Genomic DNA, 12,704 nt, shown 5'->3' on the forward strand with positions numbered 1-12,704 from the left:
CGCCGTTGCCGCCTTCTTCGGCTGTCAACCCTGGGCCGGCAGGCGCCGCGCCTCCGAGCTCGGATGCAGCGGCCGCAGGTACTCGTGCAGCGGCAGCGCGGCGGCTCCTACCGCCGGGGCCCATTGGCCGTAGCGCGCCGGCCGCACCACCGGCGCGGGCAAGCCGGCGCTGTCGGCGTAGCGCTGCACGGTCGCGATGGCGCCGCGCAGGAAGTCCGGATGCGCATCGCATGACTTGCCGCCGACCACGATCGCGCGCGGCTCGAAGGTGACCCACAGGTTCTGCAGCAGCACGCCCAGGTAGCCCGCGGCCCTGCCGGGCCCGTCGGCGCTGCGGTCGAGCACCCGGGCGCCCAGGAAGACCTCGGCGCAGCCGTTGCGGCCGCACGAGCAGCGCGGCCCGTCGATCTGCAGCACGGTGTGGCCGATCTCGCCGGCCATGCCGCCGGCGCCAGTGAACAGGCGGTCGTTGAGCACCACGCCGGCGCCGACCCCGACGTCGCAGCTTACGAAGATCAGCGGGTCTTCGCCCTCGCCGTCCGAGAACTCGAACTCGCCGAGCACCCCGGCATCGGCGTCGTTCTGCAGCTGCACCGCGATGCCCGCCAGCCCTTCGCGCGCCAGGGCCTCGCCGAGCAGCGGCAGGAAGTCGAGGTTGCGCCAACCGAGGTTGGGCGCGAAGCGCACCATGCCGGTGGCATCGTCGAGCGCCCCCGGAACGCCGACGCCGATGCCCGACAGCCGCAGGCCGGCAGCGACCAGGTGAGCGTGCGCCGCCGCCGCCATCCGCGCCACCTGCGCGCACGCCACCCGCGGCGCGCGTTCGACCAGCGGCTGCGAATCGGAATACAGCACCTCGCCCCGGAGCGAGACGCAGACCACGCGCACCGTCTCGACCGCGATCTCGACCCCCAGCAGCGCGCGCACTCCGACGTTGATGGACAGCGGCGTCGACGGCCGCCCGAGTCCGTCGGCGACCGGCGTGCCGGCCTCGTCGAGCCAACCGTCGTCGAGCAGCTCGCGCACCAGCAGGCTCACGGTCGACTTGGTGAGGCCGCTCTCGGCGGCCAGCCGCGCGCGCGAAAGGCCGGGCCGCGCCCGCAGCAGCCGCAGCAGCACGCTGCGGTTGATGCGCTTGACCAGCTGCTGGTCGCCCGTGGTCTTCATCCGGCGTGTTCGGCCTGCGGTTTTCCGTCGGGCCGCTTGCCCGCGATGATCATCCCGAGCACCTCGTCCTCGGTGACGTCGGCGGTGCGGTAGGTGCCGACCAGCCGGCCGTTCTTCATCACCGCGAGGCGGTCGCTGAGGCCGAACACGTCGGGCATGTCGTGGGTGATCAGGAAGATGCCCACGCCGTCGGCCTTGAGCTGCTTCACCAGCGCGCCGACCATCGCGGTCTCCTCGGGCCCGAGCGCCGCGCAGGGCTCGTCCATGATCAGGATGCGGGCGTTGAAGTACAGCGCCCGCGAGATCGCCACCACCTGCCGCTGGCCGCCCGACAGGCGCCGCACCGGCACCCGGATATTGGTGAAGTTCTTGTTGAGGCGATGGAATACCTTGCGCGCCTGGCCTTCCATGAAATGGTCGTCGAGCGTGCGCCAGGGCGTGAGCTTCTCGCGGCCGAGGAACAGGTTGGCGACCGAATCGAGGTTGTCGGCCAGCGCCAGGGTCTGGTAGATGGTCTCGATGCCCTGGGCCTGGGCTTCGGAGGGCGTGCGGATGTTGACCTTTTCGCCGGCGATCAGCGTGTCGCCGGAGTCGATCGGATAGGCGCCCGCGAGCATCTTCATCAAGGTCGACTTGCCGGCGCCGTTGTGGCCCAGCAGCGCGACCACTTCGCCGGGATAGAGGTTGACGCTGACGCCGTCGACCGCCTTCACGCCGCCGAAGGCCTTGCGGATCTCGCGCAGTTCGACGAGGGGTGGGTTGGCGCTCATCTAGTTCTCTCCGAACTTCTTGCGATACAGCACATCGAAGACCACCGCCACGATCAGCACCTGGCCGATGATCACCATCCGCTTGCCGATCGGCACGTCGAGCAGCAGCATGCCGCTGTCGAGCGACTGCATGATCAGCGCCCCGAGCACCGAGCCGAAGATCGAGCCGCTGCCGCCGGCCAGCGCCGTGCCGCCGATCACGGCCGCCGCGATCACGTAGAGCTCCATGCCGGTGCCGAGCGAATTGGTGCCGGCATTGAGCCGCGCGATCGAGACGATCGCGGCGATGGTCACCAGCACAGCCAGCAGCGCGAACAGCATCAGCGTCACCCGCTTGACCGGGATGCCGACCAGCGCCGCCGCGTCGGGGTTGCCGCCCATTGCGAACACATAGCGCCCGAAGCGGGTGCGGTGTACGATGAACGACAGGACCACCGACACCACCGCCCAGATCAGCACCGGGATCGGGATGCCCTGGGCCTCGGTCTTGGACGAGATCTGGTAGTTGTTCATGGTGGCGGCGAAGGCGAACACCACCGCCGCGGGCACTGCGGCCAGCAGCAGGTCCAGCCACAGGGGCTCGACCGGCATCCCGTGGCGCTGCCGAGCGCTGCGCTTCTGCAGCATGCGCGCGAAGATCACGACCGCCACCAGCGCCGCCAGCGCCCACGACGCCGTGGTGCCGATGCCGCCGTCGTAGCCGCCGCCCAGGCGCTGGAAGAATTCGTCGTTGACCGGCTGCGTCTTCCCGTCGGCCACCAGGAAGGCGGCGCCCCGGAACGACATCAGCCCGCCCAGCGTGACCACGAACGACGGCACGCCGAGCACCGCGGTCAGCCCGCCCTGGTAGAGCGACACCAGCAGCGCCACCGCCAGCCCGGCCAGGCTCGCCGCCGGCCAGGACCAGCCGGCCGAGTACTGCAGGTAGGCGACCAGCACGCCGACGAAGCCCATCACCGAACCCACCGACAGGTCGATGTGGCGGGCCACGATGATCAGCACCATCACGGTCGAGACGATGCCGACCACCGCGGTCTGCTGCGCGATGTTGTAGAGGTTCTCGGGCGACAGGAAGACGCCGCCCGACAGGACGTGGAAGACGATCGCCATCACCACCAGCAGCACGCTCATGAGCAGCAGCCGGAGATCGACGCCGCTGCGGCGCCACAGGCCGGGGGACGCGCTCATCGCCTTACTTGCAGGCCGGCGGCGCCTTGTCGCCGCTGACGCCCTTGCAGAGTTCGTCCTTCTTGATCCAGCCGGCCTTGACCACCACGTCGAGGTTGTCGCGCGTGATCGGCACCGGCGTCAGGAAGCGCGACGAGATCGCCACCTTCTTCTCGCCGCCGCTCCAGTCGGCCGCCTTGTCGGCCGGCTTGCCGGCGGCCAGCGCCACGGCCGCCGAGGCGGCCTCGCGTCCCAGTTCGCGCGAATCCTTCCACACCGACACGGTCTGGGTGCCGAGCGCGATCCGGTTGAGCGCCGCGAAGTCGGCGTCCTGGCCCGACACCGGGATGCCGCGGATGCCCTTGGCCGTGAGCGCAGCCACCGCGCCGCCCGCGGTGCCGTCGTTCGAGGCCACCACCGCATCGACCTTGTTGCCGGCCTTGGTGAGGATCTGCTCCATGTTCTTCTGCGCCACCTCGGGCTTCCAGCCGTCGGTGAATTCGTCGCCGACGATCTTGATGTCGCCCTTCTTGACCGCATCGGCGATCACTTCCTGCTGGCCGGCACGCAGGAAGTTGGCGTTCGGGTCGGTCGGCGAGCCCTTGATCATCACGTAGTTGCCCTTGGGCTGGAGCTTGTAGACCGCGCGCGCCTGCATCCGGCCGACCTCGGTGTTGTCGAAGGTGATGTAGAACACGCCGGGCGTCTCGATCAGCCGGTCGTAGGCCACCACCGGCACCTTCTGCTTAAGCGCCTTGTTCACCGCCGGCAGGATCGCGTCCTTGTCCATCGCGAGCACGATCAGCGCCTTGGCACCCTTCGACATCAGGCCCTCGATGTCGCCCAGCTGCTTCTCGGGCGAGCCGCCCGCGTCGGCGCTGATGTACTTGGCGCCGAGCTTCTCGAGCTGGGCCTTGATCGCGGCCTCGTCGGTCTTCCAGCGCTCTTCCTGGAAATTGGACCAGCTCACGCCGACCACGGTCTGGGCGCAAGCGCCGAGCGCGGTCAGTCCGAGGGCCAGGGCGGTCAGTGTCGGGGCGAACTTCATGGTCGGTCTCCAGGTTTGATTTAGTTTGAGCGACGAACTATGTCAGCAGGCCTACGTGTCGGCATTGGGATATTCCCTGCGGGTAAATGCGCTGCGCCTGATTAGTCACGATCGATACGATTTCGCGGACAACGCAAGCTGTGCATAAGCCGGAGACAAGATGGACCCTGAGATTTCAGCCCCGGAGCGCTTGGCGCTCTACCGCACGATGGTGCGCATCCGCACCTTCGAGAACGCCGCCGAGGCCGCCAGCCAGGGCGGCGTCAGCGCCTACGGCCAGGAGGCGGCGGGCGGCGCCAAGGTGCGCGGCCCGCTGCACCTGTCGACCGGCCAGGAGGCGGTGCCGGCCGGCGTCTGCGCCCACCTGAGCCGCGCCGACTACCTGACATCGACCCATCGCGGCCACGGCCACACGCTGGCCAAGGGCGCCGACCTGGGCCGCATGATGGCCGAGCTCTTCGGCAAGGCGAGCGGCTTCAACGGCGGCAAGGGCGGCTCGATGCACATCGCCGACTTCTCGGTCGGCATGCTCGGCGCCAACGGCGTGGTGGCGGCCGGACTGCCGATCGCGGTCGGCGCGGCCCATGCGCAGAAACTCCAGAAGAAGGACGCCATCACGGTCTGCTTCTTCGGCGACGGCGCGATCAACCGCGGCCCCTTCCTCGAGTCGCTGAACTGGGCCCGGGTCTACCAGCTGCCGGTGCTGTTCGTCTGCGAGGACAACCGCTGGAGCGCCACCACCGCCAGCGGGCCGATGACCGCGGGCGACGGCGCCTCGGCCCGCGCCGAGTCCATGGACATCGCCGCCACCCAGGTCGACGGCAACGAGGTGTTCGAGGTCCACGCGGCGGCCCGCCGCCTGGTCGCCGAGGTGCGCGCCGGCCGCGGACCGCGCCTGCTGCACGCCCTGACCTACCGGGTCAAGGGCCATGTCTCGGTCGATCCGGCCGCCTACCGCGACCCGGCCGAACTGGCCGCGGCGCTGGAGACCGACCCGATCGCACGGGCACGCGCCCGGCTGGCCGCCAGCGGCATCGATGCCGCGGCGCTGGCCGCGATCGAGAACGAAGCCCATGCCGAGGTCGAGGCCGCGCTCGCCGCCGCCGACGCCGCACCGTGGCCCGAGGCCGGCGCGGCTTTCACCGACGTGCAGACCACCGGAGCCGGCCAATGGACATGACCCACGAACCGGCCGCCGCCGTGCTTCAGCTCGGCTATGCCGAAGCCGCCGTGCTGGCGGTCCAGCGCCAAATGGAAGCCGACCCGCGCGTGGTGGTGCTCGGCGAGGACGTCGGCCGCGGCGGCATCTTCGGCCAGTACAAGGGCCTGCAGCAGCGCTTCGGCGCCGAGCGCGTGATCGACACGCCGATCTCCGAGGCCGCGATCATGGGCGCCGGTGTCGGCATGGCGCTGGCCGGGCTGCGCCCGGTGGTCGAGATGCGGGTGGTCGACTTCGCGCTCTGCGGCATGGACGAGCTGGTCAACCAGGCGGCCAAGAACCGCTTCATGTTCGGCGGCCAAGGCCGCGTGCCGCTGGTCGCGCGCATGCCCGGCGGCATCTGGGACGCGTCGGCGGCGCAGCATTCCCAATCGCTCGAGGCCTGGTTCGCGCACCTGCCCGGCGTGGTGGTGGTCTGCCCGTCGACGCCGCAGGACAACTATTCGCTGCTGCGCGCGGCGCTGCAATGCGGCGATCCGGTGGTCTACATCGAGCACAAGACGCTCTGGGGCGCACGCGGGCCGGTCGACGAAAGCCTGCCCGTGGCGCTCGGCAAGGCCGCCCGGCGGCGCCGCGGAGAAGCGCTGACGCTGGTCAGCTGGGGGCGGCAGATGCAGGTCTGCGAAGCCGCCTGCGACGCGCTGGCGGCCGAAGGCATCGAGGTCGACCTGATCGACCTGCGCACGCTGTGGCCCTGGGACCGCGAGGCCGTGCTCGAATCCTGCGGCCGCACCGGACGCCTGCTGGTGGTCCACGAGGCGGTGCAGGCGGCGGGCTTCGGCGCCGAGATCGCCGCCAGCGCGGCCGAGGCGACCGGCTGCCGCGTCGCCCGCCGCGGCGCCCCGCGCATTCCGGTCGGCTACGCGCCGGTGCTGGAGGCGCAATCGCGCGTCGGCGTCGAACAGATCGTGGGCGCCGCACGGGCGTTGCATGGATGAGCACCGAACCGGCATCGGCGATCGAGGACATGGTCTTCCTCAAGCTGGTGCGGGTCGTGAACCTGACGGCGCGGCCCTTCCGACAGCGGGTCGGGCGCGAGCACCAGCTCACGCTCAACGAGTGGCGCACGATGGCGCTGCTCGGCAGCCGCCCCGGCCTCACTGCGACGCAGCTCGCCGACCTCACCGGGCTCGACAAGATGGCGGTGAGCCGGGCCCTCGCGGGCCTGCAGCGCGCCCGGCGCCTGCACCGCCATGAAGACCCGACCGACCAGCGGCGCAGCCGGCTCTACCTGAGCAGCGCGGGCAAGGCGGTCCACGCGGCGGTCGTGGTGCGGGCGCGCCAGCGCGAGGCCGAACTGTTCGCGGGCGTCTCGGCCGAGGAACTGCAGCAGCTCAACGGCACGCTCGACAAGCTGATCGCATCGGTGGCCAGCAATGCCGGGCCGCCCGCTTCAGGCTGAGAAGCCGCCACTGGCGAGGCTGGCGAGATGGGACGCCCGGCCGCGCGCCCTACAGCTGCACGCCCCGCGTCAGCGCGCCATCGACCACCAGGTTGGTGCCGGTCACGAAGCTGGCGGCCGGGCTGGCGAGGAAGGCCACCGCATTGGCCATCTCCTGCGGCGTGCCCATGCGGCCGGTCGGGTTGAGCGCGAGCGCCTGGGCATAGAGCGCGGGATTGCCGTGCTCGATCTGCTCCCACACGCCGCCGCTGAAGTAGGTGTTGCCGGGCGACACCGTGTTGGCACGGATGCACTTGCCCGCGAGCTGGTACGCCAGGCCCTGCGTGTAGTGGACGATGGCGGCCTTGAAGGCGCCGTAGGGCCCGGCCGCGAAGTCGATCTCGCGGCCCGACACGCTCGAGATCGTGACGATGGCCGCATGCGGGCTGCGTTCCAGCCGCGGCATGGCGGCATCGACCAGCCGCACCGTGCCCATCATGTCGACCTCGAAGCCGCGCTGCCAGCCCGCCTCGTCGCTGGCGATGGCGAGCGCGCTCACGTTGGCCACCACGATGTCGATGCCGCCCAGCGCGTCGCCGGCGTCTGCCACCCAGGCCTTGAGCGCCGGGCCGTCGCCCACGTCGACCGCGCGCCCGAACACCTTGACGCCGCCGGCCGACAGTTCGCCGACCGCCTGCGCCACCTCGTCGGCGTGGCGGGCGCAGATCGCCACGTGCGCGCCCTCCGCCGCCAGCGTCCGCGCGATCGCGCGGCCGATTCCCTTGGTGCCGCCCGTGACCAGCGCGTTGAGTCCCTTGAGTCCGAGGTCCATGGAGGGGTCCTTTCGGGCTTCAGCCCGGCAAGAGGTAGGTTTTCGAGATGCCGGCGCCGACCGTGTACTTGGGGTCGACGAAGTGCGCGCGAGGGCAGGTCCTGCTCGGTCCTGATCGCGCCGTCGAAGGCATCGCGCGTCTCGACCACCACGCGGTCGCCGGGGCGCACCTGCAGCACCGGATCCGAGTAGGGACCGATGGTGTAGTGGTACCTGCCCTGCTTCGCCTCGGTGAGCAGGTGCGTGTCGGGCGTGCGGCCCTGCACCACGCCGCGCGTGCGCATGATCGAGCTGTCGAGCCAGTCCATGAAGCCGCCCCGCCCTACAGCGCCGGATGCCGCTGGTGCCAGTCGGTCGCCTGCTGGAAGGCCCAGCCGGCGCGCACCAGCAGTTCCTCCTCGAAGTGGCGCGAGACGAACTGGAACGCCACCGGCGTGCCCGCCTCGGTGAAGCCGCCGGGCAGCGTGAGGGTGGGGCTGCCGCTCATGTCCAGCGGGCAGGTGCAGCGCAGCATCGCCGACATCAGCTCGGCGTCCTCGCCGAAGCTCAGCATGCGCTCGAGCGTCGGCGACGCCACGCCCTGCGCGGGCATCAGCAGCAGGTCGATGCCCTCGAACATCTCTCGCACCCTGCCGCTGAAGGCCTGGCGGCGCAAGACGATCTTCTGATAGTCCATGCCGCTCTGCGCGCGGCCCAGGTCCAGCACGCCGGCAAGCGCCGGGCCGTACATTTCCTTGCGCGCCGGATAGGTCGCCTCGTGCACCACGGCCGCCTCGACGCCGCAGAGCGGGAACCAGTCGGCGATGACCTGCGTCGGGTCGGGGAAGCTCACCTCACGCACCTCGGCGCCGAGCTCGCGCACCGCCGCCAGCGCGCCGGCCATCGCGGTGGCGGTGGCGGCGTCGACGCCCTCGTTCCAGCGCGGGTCGAGGCCCACGCGCAGGCCGCGCAGGCCGCGCTGCATGCCCGCGAGGTAGTTGGGCACCGGAGCGAGGCTGGCGGTCGGGTCTTTCGGATCGGCACCGGCGATAGCGCCGAGCATCGCACCCGCATCGGCCGCGCTGCGCGTCATCGGACCGATGTGGTCGAGCGTCGCGGCCAGTTCGAAGGCGCCGTAGCGGCTGACGCGGCCCCAGGTCGGCTTGAGGCCGGTGAGGCCGTTGGCTGCGGACGGGAAGCGGATCGATCCGCCGGTGTCGGTGCCCAGCGACCCGTAGCAGAGGCCCGCCGCAGTCGCGACGCCCGATCCGCTCGACGAGGCGCCCGACCAGTGGGCCGCGTTCCACGGGTTGACCGGCGGCGTAACCGTCGGGTGGTGGTCGGCGTAGGCGCTCTCGGTGAGCTGAAGCTTGCCGAGGATCACGGCGCCCGCCTCGCGCAGCTTGCGCACCGCCGTGCCGTCCTCGGTGGGCACGAAGTCGCGGTAGAGCGCCATGCCGGCGGCGGTGGCCACACCCTCGGTCCAGCACAGGTCCTTCACCGCCACCGGCACGCCGTGCAGCGGCCCGCGGACCCGGCCCTTCGCGATCTCGGCCTCGGCCTGGCGCGCATCGGCCAGCGCCTGCTCGGCCATCACGATCACATAGCTCTTCAGCGCCCCGTCGACCTTCTCGATGCGGTCGAGCTGCGCTTGCGTGACCTCGACCGGCGAGAGCTCCTTGCGCCGGATGCGCTGGCCGATGTCCACCAGCTCGAGGTAATGCAGTTCGTTGCTCATCCATGGACTCCTGTGTATTGACTCATGATTTCGAAATCGCCGAGGTGCTCGCGCGGGATCTCGTCGCCAATCTGGCCGCGCTTGATCACCAGCACGCGCTGCGACACCGCCGCGATGAATTCGAGGTTCTGCTCGACCAGCACGATCGTGAGCTTCATGCGGTCGCGCAGCGCCGCCAGCGTCTCGGCGATCTCCTCGATGATCGAAGGCTGGATGCCTTCGGTGGGCTCGTCGAGCAGCAGCAGCGTCGGCTTGCCCGCCAGCGCCCGGGCCAGCGCCAGCAACTGCTGCTCGCCGCCCGAGAGCGAGCCGCCGGGCCGCTCGAGAAGGGGCTTGAGGCGCGGAAAGTCCTCCAGCAGGGCCTCGATGGTGGCCATGCTGCGCTCGCCGGTCTTCACCAGGCCCATGCGCAGGTTGTCCATCGCGCTGAGTGTCGGGAAGATCTCGCGCCCCTGCGGCACGTAGGCCATGCCCAGGCGCGCCCGCGCATGCGGCGCATCGCGCGTGATGTCGGCGCCGCCGAAGCGCACCGTGCCGGCGGTGGTGCGCAGCGCGCCGATCAGCGTGCGCAGCAGCGTGGTCTTGCCCATCCCGTTGTGGCCCAGGATGCCGACCGACTCGCCCTGGGCGATCGCGAGCGAGACCCCGTGCAGCACCGGGATGGCCCCGTAGCCAGCGTGCAGGCCGGTGACTTCGAGCATGCGTGCCTCCGGGTTCAGTGCGGCTTCTTGCCGAGGTAGATCTGCTGGATCAGCGGGTCGCTCATGATGCGGTCCGGCGTGTCCTCCTTGATGACGGCGCCCTGGTGCAGCACCGTCACCTTCTTGGCGATCATGCGGATGAAGTTCATGTCGTGTTCCACCACCACCAGCGCATGCTGGCGGTTGATCTCCAGGATGAGTTCGGCGGTGCGCGCCACCTCGGCGTCGCTCATGCCGGCGGCCGGCTCGTCGAGCAGGATCAGGGGCGGGTCGGCCGCGATCACCACGCCGATCTCCACCCACTGCCGCAGGCCGTGCGCGAGCAGCCCGGCCTTGACGTCGCGGTAGGCGTGCATGCCCACCCGCTCCAGCGTCTCGCGCGTGATGCGGTCGGCCTGCATGGTGCTGTTGAGCCGGCGGGCCGACAGCCAGACGTTCTCCCACACGCTCAGGCCGTTGAACAGGCTGGGCACCTGGGTCTTGATGCCGATGCCCAGGCGGCCCGGGTCGTGCGGCTGCATCTTCGAGATGTCCTGGCCGCGGAACAGGATCTGCCCCGAGGTCGGCTTGACCTGGCCGGTCAGCAGCTTGAAGAAGGTGCTCTTGCCGGCGCCATTGGGTCCGATCACGCAGCGCAGCTCGGTCTCGGCCAGCGTGAAGTTGACGTCGCGCGTGGCATGCACGCCGCCGAAGCGCACGTTGAGGTTGCGGGTCTCGATCAGCGGTGTCGTCGTCATGGCGCGGGCTCCGTGGCGGGCATCGGGTGCGGCACGTCCTTGCTCGCCGCCGCTGCCGCGGGCACGGCCGCCGGCTTCGGTGCCCTGGTCGGCGGCGCCCTGCGCAGGCGGCGCCAGGCGATGTCGATCAGGTCGCCGAGGCTGGGCACGATGCCGCGCGGCACCAGCAGCACGAAGACCACCAGGATGGCGCCGAGCACCAGGTTCGAATTGAAAGCCTGCTGGGTGCCGATCTGCGAGGTGATCCACTGGATCGCGACGCAGCCGACGACCGGGCCGACCAGCGTGCCGAGTCCGCCGACGATGACCCAGATGATGATTTGGGCCGACTGCGCGAGGCCGAAGATGGTCGGGCTCGTGAACGCACCCCAGTTCGCGAACAGGCAGCCTGCGAGCCCCGCGATGGCGCCGCCCAGCGTGAAGCTGAAGAGCTTGTAGATGCGCGCGTCGTAGCCCAGCAGCAGCACGCGCTGCTCGTTCTCCTTGGCCGCCACGATCACCCGGCCGATCTTCGAGCTGATCAGCACGCGCAGTCCCAGGTAGACCAGCAGCAGGCAACTGAAGGCGACGTAGAAGAGGTCTTTGGGCGTCAGGACCTCGTCCTGCTGCCCGGGCCAGTTGAGCGTCGGTATCGCAGGGATGCCGTTGAAGCCGCCCAGCGGCGCGCTGCCGATGCGCCACTCGGGCCCGGCGGTGGAATTGACCAGGTTGAACAGGATCAGCGTGACGGTGAGCGTGATCACGCCCATGTACACGTCCGACAGCCGGCCGTAGAAGATCACGTAGCCCAGCAGAGCGGCGAACAGCGCGGGCACCACGATCGCAAGCAGGAAGGGGATGGTGCTGTCGCCCATGTTCATCACCGCGATCGCGTAGGTGTAGGCGCCGAGACCGAAGAAGGCGGCTTGGCCGAAGCACAGGATGCCGCCGAAGCCCCAGATGAAGGCCAGGCTGACGCCCAGGATCGACATCACGGCATAGATCGTGACCTCGATCAGCGTGTAGTCGTCCATCACGCCGGGAAGGCCGAAGAGCAGCGCGATGCCCACGGCCAGGCTGAGCGCCGCGCTGGCCCAGGACTTGGCAAAACGGTTCACAGGGACCCCTTGAAGAAACGTCCGGTGATGCCCTGGGGCAGCAGCCGGAGCATTGCGATCGCGGCCACCAGCAGCGCCACCTCGCCGAGCACCGGCGTGGTGGCGAAGGTGGCCAGCTGGTTGATCGAACCGAAGAGCGTCGAGGCGCCGAGCAGGCCCGCCAGGATGGCCGGCCCGCCGCCGATCACGGTGATGAAGGCCTTGGCCACGAAGGCCGCCCCCATCGTCGGCACCACGCCGGTCAGCGGCGCGAGCAGCCCGCCGGCCAGGCCGGAGAGCGCGGCGCCGACGGCGAAGGTGACCGAATACACGCGGCTCGGGCTGATGCCCAGCGCGTTCGCCATGTCGGGCTTCTGCATGGTGCCGCGCGCGATCAGACCGAGCTGAGTGCGGGTGAGCACGAAGCGGATCGCCAGCGACAGCACCACCGCCACCGCGATGATCACCAGCGTGTAGCCGCTGATCGAGTAGGCGCCGATGGAGAAGCTGCCGAGCGGCGCCGAGACGCCGGCCGTGGTATTGCCCGCCACCGAGGTGACGATGCCCACCAGCAGCAGCGACAGTCCCCAGGTGGCGAGCATGGTGTCGACCATGCGGCCGTAGAGCCGGCGGATCACCAGCCGCTCCAGCACCACGCCGACCGCGCCGACCGCGATCGGCGCGACGATGAACATCGCGATCCAGAGGTTGACGCCCGCCTTGAGCGCGACGATCACGGCATAGGCGCCCAGCATCATGAACTCGCCATGCGCCAGGTTGATGACCTTCATCATCCCGAAGATGACGGCCAGCCCGGCCGAGATGATGACCAGGCTCGCCACCGCGTAGAGCACCTGGACGAGAACGACGAATGCGAGATCCATGATGT

General features: G+C 70.2%; 13 protein-coding genes. 3 read left to right on the forward strand and 10 right to left on the reverse strand.

From position 1 onward, the window contains the following. Positions 1–24: 24 nt before the first annotated feature. Genes QZH52_RS07385 through xylF form a run of 4 tightly spaced genes read right to left on the reverse strand, consistent with a single transcriptional unit; the run spans position 25 to position 4,152 of the window. Positions 25–1,167: an ROK family transcriptional regulator gene (locus QZH52_RS07385; protein WP_301806043.1), complete on the reverse strand. Its 1,143-nt coding sequence runs from the start codon at positions 1,165–1,167 to the stop codon at positions 25–27. Beyond that, on the reverse strand, positions 1,164–1,937 hold the full coding sequence (locus QZH52_RS07390) for an ATP-binding cassette domain-containing protein (protein ID WP_301806044.1): 774 nt from the start codon (positions 1,935–1,937) through the stop codon (positions 1,164–1,166). Before QZH52_RS07390 ends, QZH52_RS07385 begins: the two co-directional genes overlap by 4 nt. Then, positions 1,938–3,125 carry a sugar ABC transporter permease gene (locus QZH52_RS07395; protein ID WP_301806046.1) on the reverse strand — a complete coding sequence of 396 codons (1,188 nt, stop codon included), beginning with the start codon at positions 3,123–3,125 and terminating at the stop codon, positions 1,938–1,940. A gap of 4 nt (positions 3,126–3,129) precedes the next feature. Next, positions 3,130–4,152, reverse strand: a complete 1,023-nt coding sequence (gene xylF / locus QZH52_RS07400; protein WP_301806049.1) for a D-xylose ABC transporter substrate-binding protein — start codon at positions 4,150–4,152, stop codon at positions 3,130–3,132. 160 nt (positions 4,153–4,312) lie between these two features. On the opposite strand from xylF, the gene QZH52_RS07405 reads away from it, so the two are divergent. From QZH52_RS07405 to QZH52_RS07415, 3 genes are read left to right on the forward strand one after another with little or no spacing between them, the layout of a single operon-like run. After that, positions 4,313–5,332, forward strand: coding sequence for a thiamine pyrophosphate-dependent dehydrogenase E1 component subunit alpha (locus tag QZH52_RS07405; protein ID WP_301806050.1), 1,020 nt, complete (start codon positions 4,313–4,315; stop codon positions 5,330–5,332). Next, positions 5,323–6,309, forward strand: coding sequence for an alpha-ketoacid dehydrogenase subunit beta (locus QZH52_RS07410; protein ID WP_301806051.1), 987 nt, complete (start codon positions 5,323–5,325; stop codon positions 6,307–6,309). Before QZH52_RS07405 ends, QZH52_RS07410 begins: the two co-directional genes overlap by 10 nt. After that, the gene (locus QZH52_RS07415) at positions 6,306–6,773 is read left to right on the forward strand and encodes a MarR family winged helix-turn-helix transcriptional regulator (protein ID WP_301806054.1); all 468 of its coding nucleotides are present in this window, start codon (positions 6,306–6,308) and stop codon (positions 6,771–6,773) included. The genes QZH52_RS07410 and QZH52_RS07415 overlap by 4 nt, the downstream gene beginning before the upstream one ends. Before the next feature lie 49 nt (positions 6,774–6,822). On the opposite strand, the gene QZH52_RS07420 is transcribed toward QZH52_RS07415, so the two are convergent. The 6 genes from QZH52_RS07420 to QZH52_RS07445 form a co-directional block, all read right to left on the reverse strand. Next, positions 6,823–7,584: an SDR family NAD(P)-dependent oxidoreductase gene (locus tag QZH52_RS07420; RefSeq protein WP_301806056.1), complete on the reverse strand. Its 762-nt coding sequence runs from the start codon at positions 7,582–7,584 to the stop codon at positions 6,823–6,825. A 322-nt stretch (positions 7,585–7,906) separates the two neighbouring features. After that, positions 7,907–9,301, reverse strand: coding sequence for an amidase (locus QZH52_RS07425; RefSeq protein WP_301806058.1), 1,395 nt, complete (start codon positions 9,299–9,301; stop codon positions 7,907–7,909). Continuing rightward, a complete protein-coding gene (locus tag QZH52_RS07430) occupies positions 9,298–10,002 on the reverse strand; it encodes an ABC transporter ATP-binding protein (protein WP_301806061.1) in 705 nt (234 codons plus the stop codon). Before QZH52_RS07430 ends, QZH52_RS07425 begins: the two co-directional genes overlap by 4 nt. 14 nt (positions 10,003–10,016) lie before the next feature. Then, positions 10,017–10,739, reverse strand: a complete 723-nt coding sequence (locus QZH52_RS07435; protein ID WP_301806064.1) for an ATP-binding cassette domain-containing protein — start codon at positions 10,737–10,739, stop codon at positions 10,017–10,019. Beyond that, on the reverse strand, positions 10,736–11,836 hold the full coding sequence (locus QZH52_RS07440) for a branched-chain amino acid ABC transporter permease (RefSeq protein ID WP_301806067.1): 1,101 nt from the start codon (positions 11,834–11,836) through the stop codon (positions 10,736–10,738). Before QZH52_RS07440 ends, QZH52_RS07435 begins: the two co-directional genes overlap by 4 nt. After that, entirely contained in the window at positions 11,833–12,699 is an 867-nt protein-coding gene (locus tag QZH52_RS07445) for a branched-chain amino acid ABC transporter permease (RefSeq protein WP_301806071.1), read from the reverse strand. Before QZH52_RS07445 ends, QZH52_RS07440 begins: the two co-directional genes overlap by 4 nt. Positions 12,700–12,704: the final 5 nt, after the last annotated feature.

This window comes from Variovorax ginsengisoli (genome assembly GCF_030486595.1).
GTDB classification, from domain to species: Bacteria; Pseudomonadota; Gammaproteobacteria; order Burkholderiales; family Burkholderiaceae_C; genus Variovorax; species Variovorax ginsengisoli_B.